At 70.6% G+C, this 25733-nt stretch carries 24 protein-coding genes; 10 read left to right on the top strand and 14 right to left on the bottom strand.

Features of this window, described 5'->3' with window-relative positions; genetic code table 11:
• Nucleotides 1–153: 153 nt before the first annotated feature.
• Entirely contained in the window at nt 154–1587 is a 1434-nt protein-coding gene (locus tag ACFVYS_RS16865; RefSeq protein WP_389502734.1) for a cation:dicarboxylate symporter family transporter, read from the bottom strand.
• A gap of 122 nt (nt 1588–1709) precedes the next feature.
• Between ACFVYS_RS16865 and ACFVYS_RS16860 the strand changes: the two genes are divergently transcribed.
• Both ACFVYS_RS16860 and ACFVYS_RS16855 read left to right on the top strand, forming a co-directional pair.
• Nucleotides 1710–3371 (top strand): ATP-binding protein, encoded by a 1662-nt coding sequence (locus tag ACFVYS_RS16860; RefSeq protein ID WP_389502709.1) that lies wholly within the window; start codon nt 1710–1712, stop codon nt 3369–3371.
• Nucleotides 3368–4063 (top strand): response regulator, encoded by a 696-nt coding sequence (locus ACFVYS_RS16855; protein WP_389502707.1) that lies wholly within the window; start codon nt 3368–3370, stop codon nt 4061–4063. Before ACFVYS_RS16860 ends, ACFVYS_RS16855 begins: the two co-directional genes overlap by 4 nt.
• Nucleotides 4064–4163: 100 nt before the next feature.
• Here the strand turns inward: ACFVYS_RS16855 and ACFVYS_RS16850 are convergent, their stop codons facing one another.
• Nucleotides 4164–4709, bottom strand: coding sequence for a hypothetical protein (locus ACFVYS_RS16850; RefSeq protein ID WP_389502705.1), 546 nt, complete (start codon nt 4707–4709; stop codon nt 4164–4166).
• 45 nt (nt 4710–4754) lie between these two features.
• Between ACFVYS_RS16850 and ACFVYS_RS16845 the strand changes: the two genes are divergently transcribed.
• Both ACFVYS_RS16845 and ACFVYS_RS16840 read left to right on the top strand, forming a co-directional pair.
• Nucleotides 4755–5651, top strand: coding sequence for a 5'-methylthioadenosine/S-adenosylhomocysteine nucleosidase (locus ACFVYS_RS16845; RefSeq protein ID WP_389502703.1), 897 nt, complete (start codon nt 4755–4757; stop codon nt 5649–5651).
• Nucleotides 5652–5742: 91 nt separating this feature from the next.
• On the top strand, nt 5743–6561 hold the full coding sequence (locus ACFVYS_RS16840) for an XRE family transcriptional regulator (RefSeq protein WP_389502701.1): 819 nt from the start codon (nt 5743–5745) through the stop codon (nt 6559–6561).
• Here the strand turns inward: ACFVYS_RS16840 and ACFVYS_RS16835 are convergent.
• Nucleotides 6503–7528 (bottom strand): ATP-dependent 6-phosphofructokinase, encoded by a 1026-nt coding sequence (locus ACFVYS_RS16835; RefSeq protein WP_054239866.1) that lies wholly within the window; start codon nt 7526–7528, stop codon nt 6503–6505. The genes ACFVYS_RS16840 and ACFVYS_RS16835 overlap by 59 nt on opposite strands.
• Before the next feature lie 188 nt (nt 7529–7716).
• Between ACFVYS_RS16835 and pta the strand changes: the two genes are divergently transcribed.
• From pta to pyk, 3 genes are all read left to right on the top strand, one after another.
• A complete protein-coding gene (gene pta, locus ACFVYS_RS16830; protein ID WP_389502699.1) occupies nt 7717–9807 on the top strand; it encodes a phosphate acetyltransferase in 2091 nt (696 codons plus the stop codon).
• Nucleotides 9804–11015, top strand: coding sequence for an acetate kinase (locus ACFVYS_RS16825; RefSeq protein ID WP_389502697.1), 1212 nt, complete (start codon nt 9804–9806; stop codon nt 11013–11015). Before pta ends, ACFVYS_RS16825 begins: the two co-directional genes overlap by 4 nt.
• Nucleotides 11016–11104: 89 nt before the next feature.
• Nucleotides 11105–12535 (top strand): pyruvate kinase, encoded by a 1431-nt coding sequence (pyk, locus tag ACFVYS_RS16820; protein WP_389502695.1) that lies wholly within the window; start codon nt 11105–11107, stop codon nt 12533–12535.
• 123 nt (nt 12536–12658) lie between these two features.
• On the opposite strand, the gene ACFVYS_RS16815 is transcribed toward pyk, so the two are convergent.
• From ACFVYS_RS16815 to ACFVYS_RS16800, 4 genes are all read right to left on the bottom strand, one after another.
• Complete coding sequence (locus ACFVYS_RS16815) at nt 12659–14032, bottom strand: hypothetical protein (RefSeq protein ID WP_389502693.1); 1374 nt, start codon at nt 14030–14032, stop codon at nt 12659–12661.
• Complete coding sequence (locus ACFVYS_RS16810; RefSeq protein WP_389502691.1) at nt 14022–14660, bottom strand: DUF6114 domain-containing protein; 639 nt, start codon at nt 14658–14660, stop codon at nt 14022–14024. The genes ACFVYS_RS16815 and ACFVYS_RS16810 overlap by 11 nt, the downstream gene beginning before the upstream one ends.
• Before the next feature lie 118 nt (nt 14661–14778).
• A complete protein-coding gene (locus ACFVYS_RS16805; protein WP_054239872.1) occupies nt 14779–15411 on the bottom strand; it encodes a DUF6230 family protein in 633 nt (210 codons plus the stop codon).
• A 645-nt stretch (nt 15412–16056) separates the two neighbouring features.
• Nucleotides 16057–17031: a tetratricopeptide repeat protein gene (locus ACFVYS_RS16800; protein ID WP_389502689.1), complete on the bottom strand. Its 975-nt coding sequence runs from the start codon at nt 17029–17031 to the stop codon at nt 16057–16059.
• Nucleotides 17032–17270: 239 nt separating this feature from the next.
• Between ACFVYS_RS16800 and ACFVYS_RS16795 the strand changes: the two genes are divergently transcribed.
• On the top strand, nt 17271–17921 hold the full coding sequence (locus ACFVYS_RS16795; protein ID WP_389502687.1) for a TetR/AcrR family transcriptional regulator: 651 nt from the start codon (nt 17271–17273) through the stop codon (nt 17919–17921).
• A 64-nt stretch (nt 17922–17985) separates the two neighbouring features.
• Here ACFVYS_RS16795 and ACFVYS_RS16790 read toward each other — a convergent pair whose 3' ends face one another.
• The 4 genes from ACFVYS_RS16790 to ACFVYS_RS16775 form a co-directional block, all read right to left on the bottom strand.
• The gene (locus tag ACFVYS_RS16790; RefSeq protein WP_389502686.1) at nt 17986–19686 is read right to left on the bottom strand and encodes a methylmalonyl-CoA mutase; all 1701 of its coding nucleotides are present in this window, start codon (nt 19684–19686) and stop codon (nt 17986–17988) included.
• A 176-nt stretch (nt 19687–19862) separates the two neighbouring features.
• Nucleotides 19863–20201, bottom strand: a complete 339-nt coding sequence (locus ACFVYS_RS16785) for a DUF3817 domain-containing protein (RefSeq protein ID WP_020131139.1) — start codon at nt 20199–20201, stop codon at nt 19863–19865.
• Between the two features lie 63 nt (nt 20202–20264).
• Nucleotides 20265–20774 (bottom strand): MarR family winged helix-turn-helix transcriptional regulator, encoded by a 510-nt coding sequence (locus tag ACFVYS_RS16780; RefSeq protein ID WP_020131140.1) that lies wholly within the window; start codon nt 20772–20774, stop codon nt 20265–20267.
• A gap of 11 nt (nt 20775–20785) precedes the next feature.
• Nucleotides 20786–22096 carry an MFS transporter gene (locus tag ACFVYS_RS16775; RefSeq protein ID WP_389502684.1) on the bottom strand — a complete coding sequence of 437 codons (1311 nt, stop codon included), beginning with the start codon at nt 22094–22096 and terminating at the stop codon, nt 20786–20788.
• Nucleotides 22097–22169: 73 nt separating this feature from the next.
• On the opposite strand from ACFVYS_RS16775, the gene ACFVYS_RS16770 reads away from it, so the two are divergent.
• Nucleotides 22170–23156 carry a DUF5937 family protein gene (locus ACFVYS_RS16770; RefSeq protein WP_389502682.1) on the top strand — a complete coding sequence of 329 codons (987 nt, stop codon included), beginning with the start codon at nt 22170–22172 and terminating at the stop codon, nt 23154–23156.
• Here ACFVYS_RS16770 and ACFVYS_RS16765 read toward each other — a convergent pair.
• From ACFVYS_RS16765 to ACFVYS_RS16755, 3 genes are all read right to left on the bottom strand, one after another.
• Complete coding sequence (locus ACFVYS_RS16765) at nt 23150–24139, bottom strand: matrixin family metalloprotease (protein ID WP_389502680.1); 990 nt, start codon at nt 24137–24139, stop codon at nt 23150–23152. The genes ACFVYS_RS16770 and ACFVYS_RS16765 overlap by 7 nt on opposite strands.
• 146 nt (nt 24140–24285) lie before the next feature.
• Nucleotides 24286–24588, bottom strand: a complete 303-nt coding sequence (locus ACFVYS_RS16760; protein WP_327185133.1) for an MTH1187 family thiamine-binding protein — start codon at nt 24586–24588, stop codon at nt 24286–24288.
• Nucleotides 24585–24929: a DUF3817 domain-containing protein gene (locus ACFVYS_RS16755; protein WP_142266210.1), complete on the bottom strand. Its 345-nt coding sequence runs from the start codon at nt 24927–24929 to the stop codon at nt 24585–24587. The genes ACFVYS_RS16760 and ACFVYS_RS16755 overlap by 4 nt, the downstream gene beginning before the upstream one ends.
• Before the next feature lie 170 nt (nt 24930–25099).
• Between ACFVYS_RS16755 and ACFVYS_RS16750 the strand changes: the two genes are divergently transcribed.
• On the top strand, nt 25100–25732 hold the full coding sequence (locus tag ACFVYS_RS16750) for an AIM24 family protein (protein ID WP_389502732.1): 633 nt from the start codon (nt 25100–25102) through the stop codon (nt 25730–25732).
• The last annotated feature ends 1 nt before the right edge of the window (nt 25733 follow it).

Here is a 25733-nt window from a genome sequence, read left to right as displayed (position 1 = left end):
GCTTAGCGGGGCGCTGCCGGGGCCGGGGGCCCGGGACAAAGAGACCGGGCGGCCGAGCCACGGGGGAGTGCTCGGCCGCCCGGAGAGGGTGGGGTGGTGGCCCGGGTGTCCGGCCCCGGTTCAGGCGGAGCCGGACACCCGGAGTCGGGAGGACTAGGCCTTGGCGAGTTCCTTCTCGCCGCCCTCGCGCTGCTCGGGGACGTCCGCCGGGGCGGCCGACTCGGCGCCGTCGGCGTCGTCGTCGAGCAGGGTCTTCTCGTCGAAGGGCAGGCCGCCGGCGAGCACCAGCTGGACCCGCTCCTTGTCGATCTCCTTGGTCCATGTGCCGATCAGGACCGTGGCGACGGCGTTGCCGGCGAAGTTGGTGAGGGCGCGGGCCTCGCTCATGAAGCGGTCGATGCCGACGATGAGGCCGATGCCGTCCACCAGGGCGGGCTTGTGCGACTGGAGACCACCGGCCAGGGTGGCCAGACCGGCGCCGCTGACACCGGCCGCGCCCTTGGAGGCGAGGAGCAGGAAGAGCAGCAGCGGGATCTGCTCGCCGATCGACATCGGGGTGCCCATGGCGTCGGCGATGTAGAGCGACGCCATGGTCATGTAGATCATGGTGCCGTCGAGGTTGAAGGAGTAGCCGGTCGGGACGGTGATGCCGACGACGGGCTTGCTGACGCCCAGGTGCTCCATCTTCGCGATGAGCCGCGGCAGCGCGGACTCGGAGGAGGAGGTGGACAGGATCAGCAGGAACTCACGGGCCAGGTACTTGAAGAGCTTGAGGATGTTCAGGCCGGTGAAGGCCCGCAGCAGCGCGGCGAGCACGATGAAGACGAACAGGAAGCAGGTCGCGTAGAAGCCGAGCATCAGGACGGCGAGGCTCTTCAGTGCGTCCACACCGGCCGAACCGACCACCGCGGCGATGGCGCCGAACGCGCCGATCGGGGCCGCCCACATGACCATCGCGAGGATGCGGAAGACGAGTCGCTGGATGTGCTCGACACCGCGCAGTACCGGCTGGCCGACCGGCCCCATGGCCTGCAGGGCGAACCCGGCGAGCAGCGCGACGAGCAGCGTCTGCAGCACCTGCCCCTCGGTGAAGGCGGAGACGAAGGTGAGCGGGATGATCGACAGCACGAAGTCGACCGGCGGCAGCGCGTCGGCGGACACCTGGTCATGGCCGGACGCCTTGATCGCGTCGGTGAGGTGCATTCCGTCGCCCGGGTGCAGGACGTTGCCGACGACGAGACCGATGGTGAGGGCGACGAGCGACATCACCGTGAAGTAGCCGAGCGCGATACCGCCGACGGCGCCGACCTTGGCCGCCTTCCGGACGGATCCGATGCCCAGCACGATCGTGCAGAAGATGATCGGCGAGATCATCATCTTGATCAGGTTCACGAAGCCTGTGCCCAGGGGCTTGAGCTCGACTCCCGCGTCGGGCCAGATCAGGCCCACGGCGATGCCGAGCGCCACCGCGACGATCACCGCGATGTACAGGTAGTGGGTGCGGTCCCGCTTCGCGGCGGGTGCGGCAGGTGCCGTATGTGAGGTGCTGGCGGCCACGGCTGCCCTCCTTGACGTCTTCGTCGGCATCACCGGCGTGCGGCTCACGTCCGGGGTTCATGGGGGATTGCCGTGACTATCTCCCGCCCTGTGAGGGCGGTCACCCTTCCGTTCATTTAGTTCACACTTAACACCGGGGGCACACTGACGACATGCGCATCCCCGCTCTGCCGAGACCCCGCAGCCTGGCCGGCCAGCTCTTCGCCATGCAGGCGGTGCTGATAGCGGTGCTCGTCGCGGGATACGCGCTGTTCACCTACGTCAGCGACCGCACCCAGGCCGAGGAGGCGGCGGGCCGCCAGGCCACGGCCGTGGCCCGCTCGGTCGCCGACTCGCCCTCCGTGCGCGCGGCGATCCGGACCGCGAAGCCCACCGCCGAGCTCCAGCCCTACGCCCTGCGGGTCATGAGGGACACGGAGGTCGACTTCGTCACGATCATGAATCCCGAGGGCATTCGCTGGACCCATCCGGACAAGACCCAGATCGGCCAGCGCTTCCGCGGCAACACGGCGCAGGCCCTGCGGGGCGACACCTTCACCGAGACCTACACCGGCACCCTCGGCGCGTCCGTCCGCGCGGTCACCCCGATCGAGGACGACGGCACGATCATCGGCCTGGTCAGCGCGGGGATCAAGGTCGAGTCCATCAGCAAGCGGGTGCAGGACCAGGTGACGGCCCTGTTCGCGGTGGCCGGCGGCGCCCTCGCCCTCGGCGCGATCGGCACGTACGTCATCAACGCGTCCCTGCGCCGCCACACCCATGGCATGAACGCGGCCGAGCTGAGCCATATGCACGACTACCACCAGGCCGCACTGCACGCGGTGCGGGAGGGGTTGCTGATGCTGGACGGACAGTACAAGGTGGCGCTGATCAACGACGGGGGCCGGGAGCTGCTGGGCGTCTCGGGAGAGGTGGTGGGCATGTCGGTCGCGGAACTGGGTCTGCCGGCCCCGCTGACGGGTGCGCTGCTCTCCTCGGAGCCCCGGGTGGACGAGGTGCACCTGACGGCGGACCGGGTGCTCGTGGTGAACACCTCCCCGGTCTCGGGCGGCGAGCGCCGGGGCAGTGTGGTCACCCTGCGCGATGTGACCGAACTCCAGTCCGTGATGGGCGAGTTGGACTCCGAACGCGGCTTCACGCAGGCACTGCGCTCACAGGCCCACGAGGCTGCGAACCGGCTGCACACGGTGGTGTCGCTGATCGAGCTGGGCCGGGCGGAGGAGGCGGTGGACTTCGCCACGGCGGAACTGGAACTGGCCCAGGCGCTGACCGACCAGGTGGTCGCGGCGGTCAGCGAGCCGGTCCTGGCGGCCCTGCTGCTGGGCAAGACGGCCCAGGCGAACGAGCGAGGCGTGGAGCTGGTGGTGTCGCAGGAGAGCAGCCTGGACGACGGTCTGCTGCCGGAGTCGCTCCCTGCCAGGGATCTGGTGACGATCCTGGGCAACCTCATCGACAACGCGGTGGACGCGGCCCAGGGCAGCACCCGGGCGCAGGTGACGGTGACCGCCGCCACGGAGGGCGCCGAGCTGCTGCTGCGGGTGGCGGACACGGGAGCGGGAGTGGATCCCGCGCACGCCACCCTGGTCTTCGAACGCGGCTTCTCGACGAAGCCGGCCGGGCCGGGCGGGCGGGGCCTCGGGCTGGCACTGGTCCGGCAGGCGGTGCAGCGGCACGACGGGACGCTGTCGGTGGCGGAGGCCGCGGGCGGCGGGGCGGAGTTCCTGGTGCGCCTGCCGTTGCCGACGACGGCGGCCTCCGGTGCCGTCGCGTCCGGTACCACCGGGTCCGCGTCGGGGTCTGGAGGCAAGGGATGACGAGCGAAGAGCCGATCAGAGTGCTGGTCGTGGAGGACGATCCGGTCGCCGCGGACGCCCATGTGATGTACGTGGGCCGGGTGCCGGGGTTCGTCGCGGTGGGCAAGGCGCACACCGGCGCGGAGGCCCGGCGGCTGCTCGACCGCACGCCGGTCGACCTGCTGCTGCTGGACCTGCACCTGCCCGACGCGCACGGGCTCCAGCTGGCCCGCTCGCTGCGGGCGGCGGGGTATCACGCGGACGTGATAGCGGTGACGTCGGCACGGGACCTGACGGTGGTGCGGGAGGGCGTGTCACTCGGCGTCGTGCAGTACGTACTGAAGCCCTTCACCTTCGCCACGCTGCGGGACCGGCTGGTGCGGTACGCCGAGTTCCGGGGGGCCGCGGGTGAGGCGAGCGGCCAGGACGAGGTCGACCGGGCGCTGGCGACCCTGCGCGCGCCGGGACCCGCCGCGCTGCCCAAGGGGCTGAGCGCGCCCACGCTGGAGCGGGTGACGGAGACCGTACGGGAGGCGGAGCAGGGGCTGACCGCGGCGGGGGTCGCCGAGTCGGTGGGCATCTCACGCATCACGGCCCGCCGGTATCTGGAGCATCTGGTGGAGGCGGGGAGGGCCGAGCGGAAGCCGCTGTACGGGCAGGTGGGGAGGCCGGAACTGGTCTACCGCTGGGTGCGTGCGGCCCGCGGGAAGTGACCTCCGCGCCCTCACCGCCACCACCCCCACTCCCGCCACCACCCTCACTCACCGCCACCACCCTCACTCACCGCCGCGACCTCACGCACCGCCACCACCCTCACTCACCTCCGCCCCCGAACGGCACCGCGTACCGCACGACGAACACGCCCAGCCCCGCCACCGCTCCCGCCTCGGCCACGGACAGCACCAGCAGCCCCGCCGACACCTGTCCCCCGCCCCAGTACACGATCAGCGCGGCCGTCGGCACGACACAGAACGCCAGCAGATCGACCACGCACTGCGCGATCTTCCGGGAGATCCGCCCGGGGCCGACCCGGTGGTAGGTCTCCCACCGGAACGCCACCTCGGTCCCGGCCAGTTCGGCGAGTCTCGGCGCCAACTCCTGGCGCACATAACGCCCGACGGCCGAGATCTTCTCGTCGTTGACCAGGTAGGTCCATCCCAGCACCACGCACACCGGCGGCAACGCCAGCAGCATCGACGTCTGTTCGGCCTGGGCCGCCGCGGCGATCACCGCCGCCACCACCGCCAGGGTCACGTACAGCAGGTTGTCCCGGAACCCGATCCGCGCCTTCTGCTCGTCCTTGATGCTCTGGTACTCGGCGAGCAGCAACTGCCCGACGCTGACGTCCTGTTCGGCCATGGCGACCGCCCCTTCCCCCGATGATCCTGGCAGTACCTTAAAGGGGTGCCCGAGACCGAACCCCTCGCCGTGGTCCTCACCGCGCTTCCCGTCGAGTACGACGCCGTGCGCGCCCTCCTGGAATCCCTCGACGAAGTCGTCCTCGACGACGGAACCCGTCTCGAACAGGGCCGGCTCTCCGGTACGGGCTGGACGGTGGCGCTCGCCGAGCTCGGCGAGGGCGCCCTGACCACGGCCGCGCTCACCAGCCGTATCGTGTCCGCGCTCGCCCCCGAGTGCCTGCTCTTCGTGGGCGTCGCGGGCGGCCTCAAGGACGACCTGCGGCTCGGTGACGTCGTCGTCGGCACCAAGGTCTACGCCGTCCACGGCGGCAAGCAGACCCCGGGGGGTTTCCTGGCCCGTCCCGAGGCATGGCACGGCTCGCACCGCCTGGTCCAGGCGGCCCGCTCGGCGCTGCGGGACCTGGACGGGGTGCGGGCCCACCGCAAGCCGATCGCCTGCGGGGACGTCGTGCTGGCCGACGAGCGGTCCGCGCTGCGGGATCACATCCGACGGACGTACGACGACGCGTACGCCATCGAGATGGAGGGCTCCGGGGCGTCCCACGCGGCGCATCTCAGCGGCCGGCTGGACGCCCTCGTCATCCGGGGCATCAGCGACCTCGCCGACGCCGGGAAGGGCACGGCCGACGCGGAGGGCTCGCAGGAGCTGGCGGCGGGGCAGGCGGCCAAGGTCGCGCTGGCGGTCCTGCGCAAGCACGACCCACGCCCACGGAACTCCCCCGGCACCCAGGAGGAGCCCCGACCCGGCGCGGGTACAGGCCCGGGTGGAGGCGCAGGCCCAAACTCGGGCTCAGGTGCCGGCTCGGGCGGCGACACCATCACCTTCCAGGGCGGTACCTACTACGGGCCGGTCGTCGGAAAGATCACCCGGCACAACTGACCGACCGGTCACCACCGTAGGTTCCTACAACCCGTGACTGTGTCCAAACACCCTGTAGTCATCGCACCCTGCGCCCCCTACCTTGTCCCCCGTGCCCAGACCTCCAGCCCACACCCGTCAGCCAGGTCCCCCCTTCAACGCTCCCGCCGCCCGCAGGCTCCGCGCCGCCCTCGGTATGACCCCGGACCACGTCGCCCACGGACTGCGCGCCTCCTACGCCCTGCCGCACGCCACCCCCGATCTCGTCATCGCCTGGGAACGCGGGGCACTCACCCCCACGCACCCCGAACTCACCGCTCTCGCGGGCGTGTTGTGGTGTTCTCCGGGTGAACTGATCGGCAGGCCGCGCACCCTGCGCGAACACCGCGTCGCCCAGGGCTTCGCCCCGGAGGACGTCGCCCGGGCCGTGGGGCACGAGTTCCTGGCGTACACGCGGATGGAGGAGAGCGGGCAGTGGCGCGGCACGGACCGGCAGTCCGCGGCCCTCGCCGAGCTGCTCGACCTCTCGCTGCCCGACCTGGTCACCGTCACCGGCCTCGAAGCCAAGCTGGCGGACCTGCTGCGCACCGCCGCCCGCACCCGCTGGCAGGCGTACGTCAGGCCCGTGGGCAGGATCGTGCCCCTGGACCGGCGGCTCCTGGAGGAGACCCTCCAGGAGCTGCACCAGGACTACCAGGGGCAGATGGTCGCCACGCTGAGCTGGGGCGGCGGCAGCGCGGCCGGTGAGGCGAGCGACGCCGGGCGGGACTTCCTCGACCGGATCGTCGACGCCTTCTGGACGAGCCTCGAGCACCGGACCGCCCAGGTCGGGTCCAGGTCGGGTCCGCGAAGCCGGCGCCCCGGGGCCCGGCCTAGAAGACCGACTCCGCCTCGACGATCCGGTCCTTCGGGACCGTCTTCAGCTCGGTGACCGCCTCCGCCAGCGGCACCATCACCACGTCCGTCCCGCGCAGCGCGGTCATCCGCCCGAACTGGCCCCGGTGCGCCGCCTCGACCGCATGCCAGCCGAAGCGGGTCGCCAGGACACGGTCGTACGCCGTCGGGACACCGCCACGCTGGACGTGGCCGAGAATCACCGGTCGGGCCTCCTTGCCGAGCCGCTTCTCCAGCTCGTAGGCCAGCGCCGTGCCGATGCCCTGGAAGCGCTCGTGACCGAACTGGTCGATCGCGCCCTTGCTGTAGTCCATGGTGCCGTCGGCCGGGTGCGCGCCCTCCGCGACGCAGATCACCGCGAACTTCTTGCCGCGCGCGAACCGCTCCTCGACCATCTTCACCAGGTCGGCGGGGTCGAAGGGGCGCTCCGGCAGGCAGATCCCGTGCGCGCCCGCGGCCATGCCGGACTCCAGCGCGATCCAGCCCGCGTGCCGACCCATGACCTCGACCACCATCACCCGCTGGTGGGACTCCGCCGTGGTCTTGAGGCGGTCCATCGCCTCCGTCGCGACGCCCACCGCCGTGTCGAAGCCGAAGGTGCGGTCCGTCGACGAGATGTCGTTGTCGATCGTCTTCGGCACGCCCACCACCGGCAGGCCGGCGTCCGACAGCATCCGCGCCGCCGTCAGCGTGCCCTCGCCGCCGATCGGGATCAGCGCGTCGATGCCGAAGTCGTGGATCATGTCGGAGGCGCTCTCGCAGGCCTCGCGCAGCCGGTCGCGCTCCAGGCGGGACGAGCCGAGAATGGTGCCGCCGCGGGCCAGGATGCCGCTCACGGCGTTGAGGTCGAGGCCGCGGTAACGGCCGTCCAGCAGACCCGCGTAACCGTCCTCGAAGCCGATCACCTCGTCGCCGTAGTTGTCGACGGCGCGGTGCACGACCGACCGGATCACTGCGTTCAGGCCGGGACAGTCGCCACCTGCGGTGAGAACTCCGATGCGCATCGTGCTGTGTCTCCTGCTCGCTGTTGGTACCGGTGAGCCAGATTCGATTGTTTCACGCCGCCGAGCGGGCTGTCTCTTGACGGGCGCCTTAACTACGGCCAGAGGTATTGTCAAGAGGGATCTGCTCACCTAGGTGGGCGATTTTTGTGCCCCGTGCCCTCACCCTTGTACAGAGACGGAGAGCTCGCGTGACCCGCAGCGTGTACGTGACCGGAATCGACCGCGGCGACGGCCGTCAGGTCGTCGAGCTGGGGGTCATGGAGCTCCTGACCCGGCAGGTCGACCGGGTGGGCGTCTTCCGTCCCCTCGTCCATGACGGGCCCGACCGGCTCTTCGAGCTGCTGCGTGCGCGCTACCGGCTGGCGCAGGATCCGGCCACCGTCTACGGCATGGACTACCACGAGGCCTCCGCCCTGCAGGCGGAGCAGGGGACGGACGAACTGGTCTCCACCCTCGTCGAGCGGTTCCACCGCGTCGCCCGCGACTACGACGTCGTCCTCGTCCTGGGAACGGACTACGCCGACACCCAGTTCCCGGACGAACTCGCCCTCAACGCGCGCCTCGCGAACGAGTTCGGCGCGTCCGTGATCCCGGTCGTCGGCGGCCGCAAGCAGACGGTCGAGTCGGTGTTCGCGGAGACCCGCAACGCCTACCGGGCGTACCAGGTCCTCGGCTGCGACGTCCTCGCCGTGGTGACCAACCGGGTGGCCCCGGACGACCGGGAGGAGATCGCCGCCCGGCTCGCGACCCGGCTGCCCGTGCCCTGTTACGTGCTGCCCGACGAGCCCGCGCTCTCCGCGCCGACCGTCGCGCAGATCAGCCACGCGCTGGGCGCGAAGGTGCTGCTCGGCGACGACTCCGGGCTGGCCCGTGACGCGCTCGACTTCGTCTTCGGCGGGGCGATGCTGCCGAACTTCCTCAACGCGCTGACCCCGGGCTGCCTGGTCGTCACCCCGGGAGACCGCGCCGACCTGGTCATCGGCTCGCTGGCCGCGCACAGCGCCGGCACCCCGCCGATAGCCGGACTGCTGCTCACCCTCGACGAGGTGCCGAGCCCCGAGGTCCTCACCCTCGCCGCCCGCCTCGCCCCCGGTACGCCCGTCGTCTCGGTGCCCGGCAACAGCTTCCTCACCGCCGAGCAGCTGTTCTCCCTCGAGGGCAAGCTGAACGCGGCCACCCCGCGCAAGGCCGAGACCGCGCTGGGGCTGTTCGAGCGGCACGTGGACACGGTCGATCTGCTCCGCCGTGTCTCCGCGCCGAGCACCGACCGCGTCACGCCGATGATGTTCGAGCACAAGCTCCTGGAGCGGGCCCGCGTCGACAAGCGCCGGGTCGTCCTTCCGGAGGGGACCGAGGAGCGTGTGCTGCACGCGGCCGAGGTGCTGCTGCGCCGGGGCGTCTGCGACCTGACGCTCCTCGGGCCGGTCGACCAGATCCGCAAGAAGGCCGCCGACCTCGGCATCGACCTCGGCGACTGCTCGCTGATCGACCCGGCCACCTCCGAGCTGCGCGACTCCTTCGCCGAGAAGTACGCCCGGCTGCGGGCCCACAAGGGTGTCACGGTGGAGCTGGCGTACGACGTCGTCTCGGACGTGAACTACTTCGGCACGCTCATGGTCCAGGAGGGCCTCGCCGACGGCATGGTCTCCGGGTCGGTGCACTCCACGGCAGCCACCATCCGGCCGGCCTTCGAGATCATCAAGACCAAGCCGGACGCCGACATCGTCTCGTCCGTCTTCTTCATGTGCCTGGCCGACAAGGTCCTCGTGTACGGCGACTGTGCCGTGAACCCGGACCCGAACGCCGAGCAGCTCGCCGACATCGCCATCCAGGCGGCCGCGACCGCCGCCCAGTTCGGTGTGGAGCCGCGGATCGCGATGCTGTCGTACTCCACCGGTACGTCCGGCTCGGGCGCCGACGTCGACAAGGTGCGGGAGGCGACGAAGCTCGTCCGCGAGCGGCGCCCCGACCTGAGGATCGAGGGGCCGATCCAGTACGACGCCGCCGTGGAGCCGACCGTCGCCGCGACCAAGCTGCCGGACTCCGAAGTCGCCGGTCAGGCCAGCGTGTTGATCTTCCCGGACCTCAACACCGGCAACAACACCTACAAGGCCGTGCAGCGTTCGGCCGGCGCGATCGCGGTCGGGCCGGTGCTCCAGGGCCTGCGCAAGCCGGTCAACGACCTGTCCCGGGGCGCCCTGGTCCAGGACATCGTCAACACCGTCGCCATCACGGCGATCCAGGCCCAGACCCCGAGCGAGAAGGCTTCCCAGCAGTGACGGCAACCCGTGTCCTCGTCCTCAACTCCGGCTCCTCGTCGGTGAAGTACCAGCTGCTCGACATGCGGGACAGCGGCCGGCTGGCGAACGGGCTCGTCGAGCGGATCGGCGAGCAGCCCTCCCGGCTCAAGCACACGCCCCTCGCGACCGGCGGGGAGAGCCGGGAGTGGACCGGGCCGATCGCCGACCACGACGCAGCGCTGAAGGCCGTGGCGGAGGAGCTCGCGAAGGACGGGCTCGGCCTCGACTCCCCCGAACTCGCCGCCATCGGGCACCGGGTCGTGCACGGCGGCAAGCACTTCACCGAGCCGACCGTGATCGACGACGCCGTCCTCGCCGAGATCGAGCGGCTGATCCCGGTCGCCCCGCTGCACAACCCGGCCAACCTCACCGGCATCCGCACCGCGACGGCCCTGCGTCCCGACCTGCCCCAGGTCGCCGTCTTCGACACCGCGTTCCACACCACGATGCCGGAGGCGGCGGCCCGCTACGCGATCGACGTCGAGACCGCCGAGGCGCACCGCGTGCGGCGCTACGGCTTCCACGGGACCTCGCACGCGTACGTCTCCCGGGCGACGGCGAAGCTGCTGGGCAAGGCACCCGAAGAGGTGAATGTCATCGTGCTGCACCTCGGCAACGGGGCGTCCGCCTCGGCCGTCGAGAGGGGCCGGTGCGTGGACACCTCGATGGGGCTGACGCCCTTGGAGGGGCTCGTGATGGGTACGCGCTCCGGGGACATCGATCCGGCCGTCATCTTCCATTTGGCGCGTGTTGGTGAAATGTCCATCGATGAAATCGACACTCTTCTCAACAAGAAGAGCGGGCTGATCGGGCTGTGCGGTGACAACGACATGCGGGAGATCCGGCGCCGGATCGACGAGGGTGACGAGCGGGCGAAGCTCGCGTTCGACATCTACATTCACCGGCTGAAGAAGTACATCGGCGCCTATTACGCCGTACTCGGGCACGTGGACGCGGTCGCGTTCACCGCCGGGGTCGGGGAGAACGCCGCGCCGGTGCGGGAGGCGGCCGTTGCGGGCCTGGGTTCCCTGGGCCTGGCGGTGGACGACGAGCTGAACGCGGTACGCGGTGACGAGCCGCGGCTGATCTCGCCCGCCGGCGCGCGGGTGGCGGTCGCCGTGGTGCCGACGGACGAGGAACTGGAGATCGCCACACAGACCTACGCACTGGTGCAAAAGACAAACTGAGCAGGAAAGCAACTGAGCACAACCCCTCTCATTTGTATCTTCCACCAGACGGAATATTCCGTAGCGAAACAAACCGATAGGATCGCCCCATGCGCCGTTCGAAAATCGTCTGTACTCTCGGCCCCGCGGTCGACTCCCACGAAATGCTCGTGTCGCTGATCGAGGCCGGCATGAACGTGGCCCGCTTCAACTTCAGCCACGGCACCCACGCCGAGCACCAGGGCCGCTACGACCGGGTCCGGGCCGCCGCCAAGGAGACCGGCCGGGCCATCGGTGTCCTCGCCGACCTCCAGGGCCCGAAGATCCGCCTCGAGACCTTCGCCGAGGGTCCGGTCGAGCTGGTGCGGGGTGACGAGTTCATCATCACCGCCGAGGACGTCCCCGGCGACAAGACGATCTGCGGCACGACGTACAAGGGTCTGCCGGGCGACGTCTCGCGCGGCGACCAGATCCTCATCAACGACGGCAACGTCGAGCTGAAGGTCCTGGACGTCGAGGGTCCGCGGGTGAAGACGATCGTCATCGAGGGCGGTGTCATCTCCGACCACAAGGGCATCAACCTGCCCGGCGCGGCCGTCAACGTGCCCGCGCTGAGCGAGAAGGACATCGAGGACCTGCGGTTCGCGCTGCGGATGGGCGCCGACCTGGTCGCGCTGTCCTTCGTGCGGGACGCCAAGGACGTGGCCGACGTCCACCGGGTGATGGACGAGGAGGGCCGCCGGGTCCCCGTCATCGCCAAGGTGGAGAAGCCGCAGGCCGTGGAGAACATGGAGGACGTCGTCGCGGCGTTCGACGCCGTCATGGTGGCCCGTGGCGACCTGGCCGTCGAGTACCCGCTCGAGAAGGTCCCCATGGTGCAGAAGCGCCTCATCGAGCTGTGCCGCCGTAACGCCAAGCCGGTGATCGTGGCGACCCAGATGATGGAGTCGATGATCACCAACTCCCGTCCGACCCGCGCCGAGGCCTCCGACGTGGCCAACGCGATCCTGGACGGCGCGGACGCGGTCATGCTGTCCGCCGAGTCGAGCGTGGGCGCGTATCCGATCGAGACCGTGAAGACGATGTCGAAGATCGTCACCGCGGCCGAGCAGGAGCTGCTCAGCAAGGGTCTCCAGCCGCTCGTGCCGGGCAAGAAGCCGCGCACGCAGGGTGGTTCGATCGCGCGCGCCGCGTGCGAGATCTCCGACTTCCTCGGCGGCCGGGGTCTGGTGGCCTTCACCCAGTCCGGCGACACCGCCCGCCGGCTCTCGCGCTACCGCGCGGCCCAGCCGATCATCGCCTTCACCACCGACGAGGGCACCCGCAACCAGCTGACGCTCAGCTGGGGCGTCGAGTCGCACATCGTGCCGTTCGTGAACACCACCGACGAGATGGTCGACATGGTCGACCAGCAGATCGCCAAGATCAACCGCTTCAGCCCGGGCGAGATCGTCATCATCACCGCCGGTTCGCCCCCCGGCGTGGCCGGCACCACCAACATGCTCCGGGTCCACCACCTCGGTGGCGGCTCCCGCGACTGAGCGGGCGGCCCCGGCCGCCTGAGGCGGCTCGTACGGCGCTGAGGGCGCCCCCTGTGAACAGGGGGCGCCCTCAGCGTTTGTTGCGGCTCCCGGACGGGTCTGGGGACGATCGGCCGGTACGGCTCAGCCGGTCGTGTACTGGTGCAGGCCGGGGACGGTCAGCGTGCCGCCGAGCTGGCCCGCCTGCTGGACCTTCACGTCGGTGAAGTAGATCAGCGGGATGTTCAGCGGCGGCGGGCTCTTCGGGGTGAACGTGATCGGTATCAGGCCGAACAGGTTGCCGGAGATGCTCTCCGTGTACATGATCGTGTCGCCGTCACGGATGGTGGACGTGGTGCCCTTGCCCGCCTGCACGTGGTAGGTCTTGCCGGACTGCTTGTCGTCCACCGTCTGGTGGAGGTCGCCGATGTCGGTGCCGTCGGAGATGACGTACTTCAGCACCTCCTTGACCGTGCCGTTGGCGGTCTTCACCTTGACGATGCCCTGGTAGTCGGCGCCCTTGAGGAGCAGCGAACTGGCGTTCAGGTACCAGGGGTCGTCGGGCAGCCGGATCTTGTTGTCGATGCCGCCCTCGTCGTCCGTGGCGGCGGGGCAGTCGTCGGCGTCCGTGGTGGCGCTCTCCGAGGGACTCGGCGAGGCCGTGGTGTCCTCGGCGGCCTCCTCGGTGTCCGTGTCGGCGGTGTCCTTGACGGTGTCCTTCACCGTGTCGGTGACGGCGTCGGTGGTGTCCTTGGAGGTACCGGACGAGTCCTTGCCGGAGTCGGAGGAGCCGGAACCGTCCGAGGAGCCCGAGCCGGCGTCCGACGACGAGTCGCCGGTCGACGCCGACTCCGAGGCCGAGGCCGAAGCCGACGGAGACGGGCTCGTACCGGCCGTCGCGTCGGAGTCGCTGCCGTCGAAGAGGTCCGTGATGGCGTCGCCGATGTTCTCCAGGACGTTCTTGTCCGTCGCGGAGGCCGAGGGGCTCGCCGTCGCGGTGTCACCGGACGTCGAAGACTTGTCGGGCGCGGCGGCCGCCGAGGACGCGGCGGGAGCGGGCTCTGCCGTGTCGTCGGAACCTGAATCCGACGAACCGGAGTCACCCGTGTCGCCCGAGCCGCTCGACGTGTCCTTCGAGTCGTCCGTGGACTCGTCCTTGGAGTCGTCCTTCGAGTCGTCCTTGGAGTCGTCGGCCGATTCGCTCGCGCTCGCCGAGGCGGACGGCGACGGGGAGGCCGACGCGGAGGCGTCCGCGCCCTCCAGGGCCGCCACACAGTCCTTGTACTCGTCGATCGTGAGGCTCTTGGACGCCGGCTGATCCTCGGCGTTGGCAAGGGTCGGCGTGAACCCCATGCCCATCAGGACCGCCGTCGGCATGGCCGCCAGGGCTATCGCCTTGCCGGCCGGCATGTGGAACCTGGTGAAGATCGGCTTCTTGGGTGCCGCGTGCCGCGGCCCGGTGGTTCTCACGCGGGCAGCGTCCACATCGCTCCCGGTGGAAACCTCGTCAGCCGGCACTGTGCCTCCCGTTCGCCCCGTTGGCCGGGCTCGTTCCTGACAGATCGTGCAGATCGTGCGGCTCGTTCGCCCCGTGGTCGTCCTTCGTGAAGGACGGCTTCTCGACGGGGGCCGGGCCCGTGCTGTACGGGTTCTCGGTGAGGTCGCCCGCGTCGGCGGGAGTTGCGGGGAACGCGCCTTCGGGGGCGCCTCCGGCGGTCGCACCGGCTTCCGGCCCCGGAGCCTGGCCGGGCGGTGTGCCCGGCACCCAGGACACGGCCATCGCCCCGCCGATCAGCGCGAACAGGAAGCCGATGAGGAAGCCGCCCAGGTTCGACACCGGGATGGAGACCAGACCGAGCAGGATCGCCGCGACTCCCGCGAAGACCTGTACGTGCTTCTGGAACCACAGACTGATGCCCAGTACGCCCAGCAGCACGCCGATGATCAGCGACCCCGCGCCCGCGGTGGTGGCCATCGCCAGCGTCAGGTGGCCCACCTGGAGGTGCGCGTAAGGGAAGTAGGCGATGGGGAAGCCGGCGAGGAGGACGAACAGGCCCGCCCAGAACGGCCTGGTGCCCCGCCATGCGCGGAACTGCTGCCTCCGGCGGGTGAACTGACCGGGGGCGACAGGGGTCTCGGCGCTCATGGAAAACAGCTCCCTGGTGCGGCGTTTCTGTGGTGGTGGGTCGAAGTGCTGGTGAAGCCCCGGGCTTCAGACTGGACGGGCGGGGGCGCCACCGGCCCCCCCGCCCGTCAGAGAGTGCTTAGTAGCACTCCTTGACACCCGTCGACAGCGACATCTTCAGGCCGCTGAGCTTGAAGGTTCCGGCGGTGGTGGCCCACGCCGTCTGCTTCACGTCGGTCAGCGTGGCGGAGTCCGCCTGCTGGGCGAACCCGTACGGGTTGGCCGTGTCACCGCTCTTGAGGCCCGGACCCTTGGAGGCGTCCTTGGCCGCAACGCCGATGTCGATGCCCTTGAAGACGGCGTCCGCCTGCAGGTCCTCGACGTCGATGTACAGGTTCTCTGCCTCGACCGGCTTACCGCCGCCACCCGCCTTCAGCGTGAGGCTGACGGAACCGAGCAGCGGGATGTTCGGGGTGACCACGGACTGGCACATGTTCGTGATCGAGGCGCTCTTGAACGCCGAGACGGCAACGGCGTGAGCCGTCTTCTTGCCGTCGAGGGTGTAACCCGAGTCGATCGCGCCGTACTGCGAGAAGCCCGTGCCTTCGAGCTTGTCGGCCGTCACCTTGAACGACTGACCGGACACGCTGAACGACGCGGCCAGTGCACCCTGCGCGAGGGCGACACCTATACATGCCGTAGCGGCAACGCTGGGCACCATGACCACAGCGAAGCGCTTCCATCTGGTCCCGCCACGCACCTGGGACTCCATATTTCCTCCTTCTCGGACGTACATCTCCTGATCCCGCTGGGCCCCCTCGGACGGCGGCTCAGCCGGGCAGGGATGGGAGAAGTGCTACGTCCTCGGGAAGGGGAGCGCCTTTCTCGGAGGCGCGAACCGCGCACCGATCACCGGCGATCACCCCCGAGCGACAACCACTGGTCGCGCCTGACACGCATCACGCACAACCTTGCTGGACAGGCTTCACCGCAGCGAAGACCCCCCTGTCCGAGAGCCGACTCCACTGCCGTCGGCTCTGCTCGGTGGGGACCCAGGAAAACCCGTTGACCCAACCGGCTGTCGGGGTACGGGATTGGACCGAGCGTGGCCGATCGTGGTGCATTCTCGCCGCCCGCACAAGGGGGTTCGTTACTCGCTAGTAACGGCCGGATAACCGAACAACGACCCATAGGTCTCGACCGGCAACACAGGGTGTCATCGATGCCCGGGACAAAGCTGTTGATCGCTGGACAGAATCCGACAGAACAACGCCCGAGTCTTACTTGAAGTAACAGCGGCCGCGATTACCAAGATTTGGTAAAGCGCGGCCGCAGAGGAACCACATCGGCAGAACTTTCACTCGGGCACCACGGGCTCTGACGTTTAGTGACTGGTCAGAACCCGGCGCCCGCCGGATCAGAAGAGGGCGCGCGCCAGCGCTCGCCGGGCCGCCGCGACCCGGGGGTCGTCCGGCCCTACCACCTCGAACAGTTCGAGCAGCCGCAGCCGTACGGCTTCCCGGTCGTCACCGGCCGTGCGCCGCACGGTGTCGATGAGCCGTCCGAAGGCGTCCTCGACATGACCGCCCACCAGATCCAGGTCGGCCGCGGCGATCTGCGCCTCGGCGTTCTCGGGCTTGTCGGCGGCGTCCTTGCGCACCTGCTGGGGGTCCATACCGCCCACCCGCTGGAGCAACTCGGCCTGCGCGAGCCCGAGCTTGGCCTCGCTGTTGCCCGGGTCGTCGGCGAGCACATTGCGGTACGCCTGCACGGCACCGCCGAAGTCACCGGCGTCCAGCGCCTGTACGGCGGCTTCGAGCAGCGCGTCGTACGGTCCGACGGGCTCGGCCTCGACCGCCTCCACGGCGCCCGGCCCGGCATCGGCGTCGACGGTCAGACCGGTGAGCCCGAACCGCTGCTCGGCGACCTGCACCAGCTGGTCGAGGGTCTGCCGGATCTGCTCTTCGCCGGCGGCCCCCTGGAAGAGCGGCAGCGCCTGCCCCGCGACGACCGCGAAGACGGCCGGGATGCCCTGCACCCCGAACTGCTGCATCAGCATCTGATTGGCGTCGACGTCGATCTTGGCGAGCAGGAAGCGGCCGTTGTACTCGACGGCGAGCCGCTCGAGGACGGGGCTCAGTTGCTTGCAGGGCTGGCACCACTCGGCCCAGAAGTCGATGACGACGGGCACCTCGGCGGACCGCTGAAGGACCTCCCGCTCGAAGCCCGCCTCATCGACGTCGATGACGAGATCGGCCGGGGAGACGGCCCCCGCGCCACCCTGCCGTGCCGTTTCGGCGCGCGTCTGCTCCGCCTTCGCCTTGGCCTCCTGGGCCGCCTTCACCGCGGCGAGGTCGACGACTCCGCTCATGGACATGTTCCGTGGCTGCATGCGTCTATCCTCCCCCGTCCGCGCGCCTGCGTGAAAAGCGTTCCGAATACGTACCGAACATCCCGAACACGAGAGCCGGGGTCCCCACCCCGCACCCTGTCGGGCCGACGGCCCGCGCACGTCCAGCGCGAGCTTTCGCTACGAGTCGTAGCGTAATGGCACCGAGTGCCTCCGCAACACCCCGCCTCGGTGATCTCCCTCACGGAAGCCCATGACAAACCGCCGGTTATGGTCGGGGAATGCAGATCCGCACCCCCGCCTGTCGCACGGGCCGTCCGCGCAGCGCCGCGGCCGACACGGCGATCCTGGCCGCGACTCGGGAGGCGCTGGTCGAGCTGGGCTGGTCCAAGCTGACGCTGGGGGACGTGGCGACACGCGCCGGGGTCGCCAAGACGACGCTCTACCGCCGCTGGGCGGGCAAGAACGAACTGGTCGTCGACGCGGTCGCGGAACTCTTCGGGGAACTCGAACTCCCCGACCGGGGCAGCCTCGCCGCCGACATCGAGGGTGTGGTCCTGCAGTTCGCGGCGATCCTGGCCCGGCCGGAGGCCAAGAGCGGCCTGATGGCGGCCGTCGCCGAGTCCACCCGCGACGACGCCCTGCGCGAGCGCATCCGCGCCTCCATCGTCGACCCGCAGAAGGATCTGGTGCTGGAGGGCCGCGCCCGCGCCCAGGCGCGCGGTGAACTCCCCCCGCAGACCGACCCGGCCGAGGCCGCCCGCACGGTCGACCTCATCTTCGACGTCGTGGCGGGTGCGGTGGTCCACCGCACCCTGGTCAGCGCGGAACCCGCGGACGAGGAGTGGGTACGCAGCTTCACCCGGGTCCTGCTGCTGGGCCTGACCGCGTCCACCGGCCCGTCCGAAGACCTCCCCGGCGAACACGTCTGAGGGCGGGGGCCGCTGCTCGCCCCCGCCCCCGCCGACGTCTCGCAGACGCCCCTGCCGGCGCCGTCTAGAACCCCGCGGGCTCGGTGTACACCCCCCACTCGTCCCGCAGCACGTCACAGATCTCGCCCAGCGTGGCCTCGGCCCGCACCGCGTCCAGCATCGGCCCGATCATGTTGGAGCCGTCACGAGCCGCGCCCAGCATGGCGGTGAGCGCGGCCCGCACGGCCGTCTCGTCCCGAGCGGCCCTGCGGGCGCCCAACGCCCGCACCTGCTCCCGCTCCACCTCGTGGCTGACCCGCAGGATCTCCAGGTCCCCGGTCACCGACCCGTGGTGCGCGTTGACGCCGACGACCCGCTTCTCGCCCTTCTCCACGGCCTGTTGGTACTGGAACGCGGACTCCGCGATCTCCCCGGTGAACCAGCCGTCCTCGATCCCGCGCAGGATCCCGGAGGTGATCGGTCCGATCGGGTGCCGCCCGTCGGGGTGGGCCCGCAGCCCCCGCTCCCTGATCTGCTCGAAGATCTTCTCGGCGTCGGCCTCGATCCGGTCCGTCAGCTGCTCGACGTACCAGGAACCGCCCAGCGGGTCGGCGACGTTGGCGACGCCGGTCTCCTCCATCAGCACCTGCTGGGTGCGCAGCGCGATCTCCGCCGCCTGCTCGCTCGGCAGCGCGAGGGTCTCGTCCAGGGCGTTCGTGTGCAGCGAGTTGGTCCCGCCGAGCACCGCCGCGAGGGCCTCCACGGCCGTACGCACCACGTTGTTGTACGGCTGCTGGGCGGTCAGCGAGACCCCGGCGGTCTGGGTGTGGAAACGCAGCCACTGCGCCTTCTCGGACTTCGCCCCGTAGACGTCCCGCATCCAGCGCGCCCAGATCCTGCGCGCCGCGCGGAACTTGGCGATCTCCTCGAAGAAGTCGACGTGCGCGTCGAAGAAGAAGGACAGTCCGGGCGCGAACACGTCCACGTCGAGACCGCGGCTGAGCCCCAGCTCCACGTACCCGAAGCCGTCCGCCAGCGTGTAGGCCAGCTCCTGCGCGGCCGTCGCGCCGGCCTCGCGGATGTGGTAGCCGGAGACGGAGAGCGGCTTGTAGGCGGGGATGCCGGCCGCGCAGTACTCCATCAGGTCGCCGATGAGACGCAGATGCGGCTCGGGCTGGAAGAGCCACTCCTTCTGGGCGATGTACTCCTTGAAGATGTCCGTCTGGAGCGTGCCGTTGAGCAGGCCCGGGTCGACGCCCTGCCGTTCGGCGGCGACGAGATACATGCAGAAGACCGGGACGGCCGGCCCGCTGATCGTCATGGAGGTCGTGACGTCACCCAGCGGGATGTCCTTGAACAGGACCTCCATGTCGGCGGCCGAGTCGATGGCGACCCCGCAGTGCCCGACCTCGCCCAGCGCGTGCCGGTCGTCGGAGTCGCGCCCCATCAATGTCGGCATGTCGAAGGCCACGGACAGACCCCCGCCGCCGTTGGCCAGGATCATCTTGTAGCGCTCGTTGGTCTGCTCGGCGTTGCCGAAGCCGGCGAACTGCCGGATGGTCCACGTGCGCCCCCGGTAGCCGGTCGGGTACAGGCCGCGCGTGAAGGGGTACTCCCCGGGCCAGCCGATCCGCTCGAAGCCGTCGTACGTGTCACCGGGCCGGGGCCCGTACGCCGGCTCCACGGGGTCCCCGGAGAGCGTGGTGAAGTCGGCCTCACGCTTGCGCGAAGCGTCGTACCGGGCCTGCCAGCGACGGCGGCCCTCCTCGATGGCGTCAGCGTCCATGACTCAAATTTACTAGGACGTCCAAGTAAATGTCGATGGCTATTGGTAGGACATCCTAGTAACTGTGCGTGTCCGAGCACCGAAACGCCGCCGTACACGCGCGCGTGGGCACGGGTACGACGGCGGAATCGGTAGCGGGATCGGCTCCGGAATCGGTGCCTGGAACGGCGCCGGAACTAGGCCTTGGCGGCCACCGGGGCCTCGTCGGCGACCCGGCCCTCCAGCTCGCGGCTGATCCTGCGCTCCACGAAGAAGGCGGCCGTCGGAACGGTCCCGGCGAGCAGCACCCACAGCTGCTTGCCCACCGGCCACTTCGCCTTGGAGCCCAGGTCGAAGGCGAAGACCAGGTAGAGGACGTAGAGCCAGCCGTGCGCGATGGCGACGACGCGGGTGAAGTCCGCGGCCCCGTCGACGTCCAGGCCGTACTTGGCGATCATGCCCAGGCACAGCAGGACCAGCAGCACACCGGTGACATAGGCCAGGACGCGGTAGCGGGTCAGCACGCTCTTCTTCATGCCGACGAGCGTAACGACCCGTTCCGGGAGATCTTGTCCCGGGTCACCCCTGCCGGAGCCGGGTCACTCCTCGTCGAAGTCCTGCGCGGCGACCCGCAGCGGCCGGAGCATCGCGAAGATCTCCCCGCACTCCTCCGCGTCGTACACCCCGAGGCCGAAGTCCATCGCCATCAGGTCGCGGGTGGCCTCCTCGACGACCTCCCGCCCCTTGTCGGTGATGACGGCGAGGGTGCCGCGGCCGTCGTTGGGGTTGGGCCGCCGGGCCACCAGGCCCGACTTCACCAGGCGGTCGACGGTGTTCGTCACCGAGGTGGGGTGCACCTGGAGGCGCTCACCGATCTTCGACATGGTCAGCTCGCCCTCCTTGGAGAAGGTGAGCAGCACCAGCGCCTCGAAGCGTGCGAACGTCAGGCCGTACGGCTTGACCACGGCGTCCACCTCGGCGAGCAGGATCTGGTGCGCGCGCATGATCGAGGTGATCGCGGCCATGGACGGCGTGTTCCCCCAGCGCTGCTTCCAGAGCTCGTCGGCGCGGGCGATGGGGTCGAACGGGAGACTGGGCGGTTTCGGCACGCCTCCAGACCTTACCGGCCGGTCATATCGTGGTCAGCCCCGTCTCGGCCTTCGGTCCGCCGGACCTCCAGGGCCGCCAGTACGCAGCAGACCGTACCCAGCGCACCGGCCCCGGTGACCGCGGCCGCCACGCCCACCAGCTCCGCGGCCACCCCGGCGAGAGCCATGCCGACCCCCTGGAACGTCATGAGCCCGGCGGTGAGCAGCGTCATGGCCCGTCCGCGCAGTTCCTCGGGCACGTCCCGGACGATCCACCGGTCGAGGCCGAGGGTGTACGCCGACCCGGCGCCCGAGACCACCAGCAGGAGCAGCGAGACGGCGAGGCCGGGGTGGAGGGCGTAGCCGAGATAGGGCAGCAGGATCACACAGACGAGCGGCAGCGCGACGCGCTCACGGGTGACCGGGCGCAGCCGGGAGCCCGCGTACAGCTCGCCGGCGATCGCGCCGACCGGCAGCGCGCACATCAGCAGGCCGAGGCCGGTGGGGCCGACGCCGAGGCCGTCGGCGTAGGGCGCGGACAGCGCCTCCGGGGCGACCGTGAAGGCCGGCGGCACCCAGAAGAGCAGCAGCAGCGCCCGTACGCGCCGGTCGGCGAGGATCTGCCGGGCGCCCTTGAGGGACTCCGCGACCAGGGCGCCGCCGGCCCCTGTCCGGGCGGGGCGGCGGCGGGTGCCGAGCCTCAGCAGTGCGGCGGAGGCGAGGAAGGTGCCGACGGTGACGAGCAGGGCCTGGCGCGGGGAGGCGACGGTGAGCAGCAGGCCGCCGAGACCGAAGCCGACGAGCAGCGCGCTCTGTGCGGTGATGCGCAGCAGGGAGCGGCCGAGGACGAACAGGTCGCCGTCGCCGAGGATGTCCGCGAGGGTGGCCATCCGGGTGCCCGCGAAGATCGGCGAGACCACGGCGAGACAGCAGCGCAGGGCGAGCAGCACGGCGAGGGGAGCGCCCTGCGCCGTCATCGGCACCACGCACACCGCGCACACCAGGTCGCAGCCCACGAGCACACGCCGGGCCGGGAAGCGGTCGGCGACCCCGGCGAGCAGGGTGCCGCCGACGACGTAGGGCAGGAAGCCGAGGGCCCAGGCCAGGGCGCTCATCAGCGGCGAGCCGGTCAGGTCGTAGACGAGGACGGACAGCGCGATCTCGGCGACGATCACGCCGAGCATCGACAGCAGATGGGCGGCGAAGACGGCCCGGAACTCACGGACGGCGAAGACACGCAGGTAGCCGGCGGGGGGCGTCCCGGTCGTGGGTGTCGCTGCTGTCGCGGGTGTCGGGGGTTTCTCGGCTGTCGGGGGCGTCGAGGGCGTCGTGACTTCTGACATGGCGGCAGCGTGCTCGGCGGAGCGCGCAGGCCCTAGTGTTTCGGTCACCGCCGAATGTTCGAGGGGTGAGGTCGTGCCGTCATACCTGCACTTCGGGGAGGACGACTTCCTGCGCTGCCGCTTCGCCGTGTCCCCGCTGTGGGAGACGCAGGAGGTCGCGCGCACCCTCAAGCGGCCCGACCGGCACGGCTACCACACGCCCTGGCTGCGCCGGATCCGTACCGCCGCCGAGACGCTCGACCTGACCGGGCTGTGGCTGCTGATGCCGCGCCGGGGGCACTCCCCCGACTGGCTGTGCCCGCCGCCGGTCGGGCCCGCGGCCGACTTCGAGGAGGAGCTCGCCGCGGTCCGGGCCGCCGACCCCGAGGCCGCCCGCGCGGACACCGCGCGCTCGCTCGCGGACACCCCCGGCGCCCTGGACTCGCCCCGAGGACGGGCCTGGCTGGCGGATCCGGAGCGGATGATCCGGGAGCTGACCGGCGTGCTGGAGGGGATCTGGCACACCCTGCTCGCACCGGACTGGCCCCGGCTGCGCGCCCTGCTGGAGGCGGACGTCGCCTTCCACTCCCGACGGCTGGCCGAGGTGGGCCTGGGCGGGCTGCTGCCGGAGATCAACCGGCGGTGCGGCTGGCGGGCCGGGACCCTGACCGTCGAGTCGAACGGCGAGCACGAGCGGCACCTGGGCGGCGCGGGGCTGGTGCTGATGCCGAGCGTGTTCTCGTGGCCGGACGTCGTGAGCGGCTTCGACCCTCCGTGGCAGCCGACGCTCGTGTACCCGGCGCGGGGCATCGGCGGCCTGTGGACCGACACCACCGCCCACTCCCCCGAGGCGCTCGTCCGGCTGCTGGGCCGGGGCCGGGCCGGCGTGCTCGGCGCGCTCGACGAGCCGGCGACCACCTCGGCCCTCGCCCACCGGCTCGGCCTCGCCCCGTCCTCGGTCTCCGCGCACCTGACGGTGCTGCGCGACTCCGGGCTGCTGGTGTCCCGGCGCTACGGCCACCAGGTGCTGTACGAACGGACGCCGCTGGGAATGGCGCTGGTGTCGGGCGACGCTCAGTAGAGGCTGCGCAGGCCGAGGATGTCGCCCTTGCCGAGGGTGCGGGCGTCCGTGGAGCAGGCGAAGGAGTTCGCGTACATGGTCAGGTTCTCGTGTCCGGCGCCGGAGTGGCCGAGGCCGAAGACGTGCCCTGCCTCGTGCGTGGCGACGCTGCGGATGTCGTACGCGTGCGTGCAGGCGCCGGACGGGCGGTTCGTGAACGGGAAGTCATGGGTGTTGAAGCGGACGTCGGCCTCGAGCAGTTCCTCGGGTCCGTCGGGCACCGGACGGCTCCAGGAGCAGGTCGTCGCGACGGTCTCGGCGCCGATGTCGCCCGCGTCCCACACGCTCAGACCGTCCCGGCGGGTGCAGTGGGCCGCGCGGTCGATGCCGGCCTCGTTGCCGGTGCTCGACAGGAACCTGGCCTTCGCCGTCACCGTGTCGTCGTAGCCGCAGTCGTTGCGGCTGGTGGTGATGGTGGCGATGGCGTCCTCGAAGGCCCGCCGGCCCTCGGCGTGGGACAGCCGGCCCGGCAGGGGCCCGTCGCCGATGAACCACTCGTACGTGCCGTACTCCTTGCGGCCCGCGGTGGAGTAGGCACCGTCGGCGCAGGGAGCGGGGGCGTCGGCGCGGGCCCTGGACGCGGCCGCCGCCGTGTGGGTCGACCCGTGGGCCGCCTCGTAGGCGTAGGAGACCGTTCCGTCGGCGGCGACCGTCAGGGTGAAACCGTGCGCCGAGCCGTCCACCGTGAGCGCGTCGACGCTGACCGTCGTGCCGGGTCCGGGCACCGCCACTCCGGCGCCCTCGTGGGTGACCACCCGGCCGACGGCGAGGCAGTCGAGGACCGACGAGCCGGCGGGCAGGTCGTCCACGGTCAGCTCGCCGCGGGCGAGTGCGCACGCGGGCGGCCGGGGCACCTCCCCCACACAGACCACCGACAGCGATGCCGCCACCAGGAGCGCCGTGACCGCCCTGCCGACCAGTCCCGGTCCGCGCCGCCCTGCCACCGCACACTCCCCTTCAACGCCACGCCACCGCGCGGAACCTGATCGGCCTCGGGAGACATTAGCCAGGCGGCACCGGCCGAAAACCCCATCCGATATCACCCGTTCGAGCGACTGCTCAAACGGGTGTTCCGTCGCTGCCCCTCCCGCTACGCCGAGCGCTCCCCCAGATGCCGCTCCACCGTCTCCACCTTGGAGGTCAGACCGTCCGTGACACCGGGGCGGATGTCCGCCTTCAGGACCAGGGAGACCCGGGGGGCGCGTTCCTCGACGGCGGCCACGGCGCGCTTGACGACGTCCATGACCTCGTCCCATTCACCCTCGATGGAGGTGAACATGGCGTCGGTGCGGTTCGGGAGGCCGGACGCGCGGACGACCCGGACGGCGTCGGCGACGTAGTCACCGACGTCCTCACCGACCCCCAGCGGTGTGACCGAGAACGCGACGATCATGCCTTCGCCACCGTTTCCCGGCGGGCGCGGGAGGCGATGACCGCGTCCTCGGCCTCACGGCGCAGCCTGCGCTCGGCGAAGAAGCCGCCGGTCGGCAGGACCGACAGGACGAAGTAGAGGGCCGCGGTCTTCAGCGACCACTTCGCACGGTTCCAGGCGTCCGCCCAGAAGAGCACGTAGAGGACGAACAGCACGCCGTGGACCATGCCCATCACGGGCACCGCGTTGAAGTCCGTGGTCCGCTTCAGCACCGAGCAGACCAGCAGGAGAAGGAAGGACACGGCCTCGGGGGCGGAGACCAGGCGCAGGCGGCGGAGGGCGGAGGCTGTCTTCAGGTCCACGAGTCACCTTCGGGGGGAGGTACGGCGACGAACAGGTCGGTTTGTGAATGCACGCACAAGCGTTCGCCCATTGTGGCAAACGGTCCGCCTAAGGGTGCGTTCAGGGTCGTTCTCCACCCCCGGGTGCTGTTCGACGCACCCGTCCGGCCGATACCTTTCGCAGCGTGGCGATGTTTCGACTTCAAGGCAGCAAAGTGCTCGCCGTCGACGTGACCGGGGACGCCGTGAAGGCGAAGAACGGCTCGATGGTCGCGTACGACGGGCAGATGGCGTTCAAGAAGCTCAGCGGCGGCGGTGAGGGCATCCGGGGGATGGTCACCCGGCGGCTCACCGGCGAGCAGATGACCATGATGGAGGTGAGGGGGCAGGGCACGTGCTGGCTGGCCGATCGTGCCTCCGAGATCAATCTCGTGCAGCTCCAGGGGGACAAGCTGTACGTCGAGTCGAGCAACCTGCTCGCGACCGACGCCGGCCTCAGGACCGGGACGAGTTTCACCGGCCTGCGCGGCGCGAGCCAGGGCAACGGACTGTTCACGACGACCGTCGAGGGCACCGGGCAGGCGGCCATCACTTCGGACGGGCCGGCCGTGGTGCTGCGGGTCAGTCCGCAGTACCCGCTGACCGTCGACCCCGGGGCCTATGTCGCGCACCAGGGCAACGTCCGGCAGACCTTCCAGTCCGGTGTGACCTTCCGCACGTTCATGGGTGAGGGCGGCGGCGAGGCCTTCCAGATCCGGTTCGAGGGGGACGGCCTGGTGTACGTCCAGCCGAGCGAGCGCAACACGATCGCGGGGGATGTGTGAG

It is taken from the genome of Streptomyces sp. NPDC058295 (assembly GCF_042880655.1).
Taxonomy (GTDB): Bacteria; Actinomycetota; Actinomycetes; order Streptomycetales; family Streptomycetaceae; genus Streptomyces; species Streptomyces coriariae.
This window is presented reverse-complemented; position numbering and strand designations above follow the sequence as displayed.

Excerpts from the sequence above, each read along its gene's own strand:
- ACFVYS_RS16865 (WP_389502734.1), bottom strand. The coding sequence starts at position 1,587 with ATGCCGACGAAGACGTCAAGGAGGGCAGCCGTGGCCGCCAGCACCTCA.
- ACFVYS_RS16860 (WP_389502709.1), top strand. The coding sequence starts at position 1,710 with ATGCGCATCCCCGCTCTGCCGAGACCCCGCAGCCTGGCCGGCCAGCTC.
- ACFVYS_RS16855 (WP_389502707.1), top strand. The coding sequence starts at position 3,368 with ATGACGAGCGAAGAGCCGATCAGAGTGCTGGTCGTGGAGGACGATCCG.
- ACFVYS_RS16850 (WP_389502705.1), bottom strand. The coding sequence starts at position 4,709 with ATGGCCGAACAGGACGTCAGCGTCGGGCAGTTGCTGCTCGCCGAGTAC.
- ACFVYS_RS16835 (WP_054239866.1), bottom strand. The coding sequence starts at position 7,528 with ATGCGCATCGGAGTTCTCACCGCAGGTGGCGACTGTCCCGGCCTGAAC.
- pyk (WP_389502695.1), top strand. The coding sequence starts at position 11,105 with ATGCGCCGTTCGAAAATCGTCTGTACTCTCGGCCCCGCGGTCGACTCC.
- ACFVYS_RS16810 (WP_389502691.1), bottom strand. The coding sequence starts at position 14,660 with ATGAGCGCCGAGACCCCTGTCGCCCCCGGTCAGTTCACCCGCCGGAGG.
- ACFVYS_RS16805 (WP_054239872.1), bottom strand. The coding sequence starts at position 15,411 with ATGGAGTCCCAGGTGCGTGGCGGGACCAGATGGAAGCGCTTCGCTGTG.
- ACFVYS_RS16800 (WP_389502689.1), bottom strand. The coding sequence starts at position 17,031 with ATGCAGCCACGGAACATGTCCATGAGCGGAGTCGTCGACCTCGCCGCG.
- ACFVYS_RS16795 (WP_389502687.1), top strand. The coding sequence starts at position 17,271 with ATGCAGATCCGCACCCCCGCCTGTCGCACGGGCCGTCCGCGCAGCGCC.
- ACFVYS_RS16790 (WP_389502686.1), bottom strand. The coding sequence starts at position 19,686 with ATGGACGCTGACGCCATCGAGGAGGGCCGCCGTCGCTGGCAGGCCCGG.
- ACFVYS_RS16785 (WP_020131139.1), bottom strand. The coding sequence starts at position 20,201 with ATGAAGAAGAGCGTGCTGACCCGCTACCGCGTCCTGGCCTATGTCACC.
- ACFVYS_RS16775 (WP_389502684.1), bottom strand. The coding sequence starts at position 22,096 with ATGTCAGAAGTCACGACGCCCTCGACGCCCCCGACAGCCGAGAAACCC.
- ACFVYS_RS16760 (WP_327185133.1), bottom strand. The coding sequence starts at position 24,588 with ATGATCGTCGCGTTCTCGGTCACACCGCTGGGGGTCGGTGAGGACGTC.
- ACFVYS_RS16750 (WP_389502732.1), top strand. The coding sequence starts at position 25,100 with ATGTTTCGACTTCAAGGCAGCAAAGTGCTCGCCGTCGACGTGACCGGG.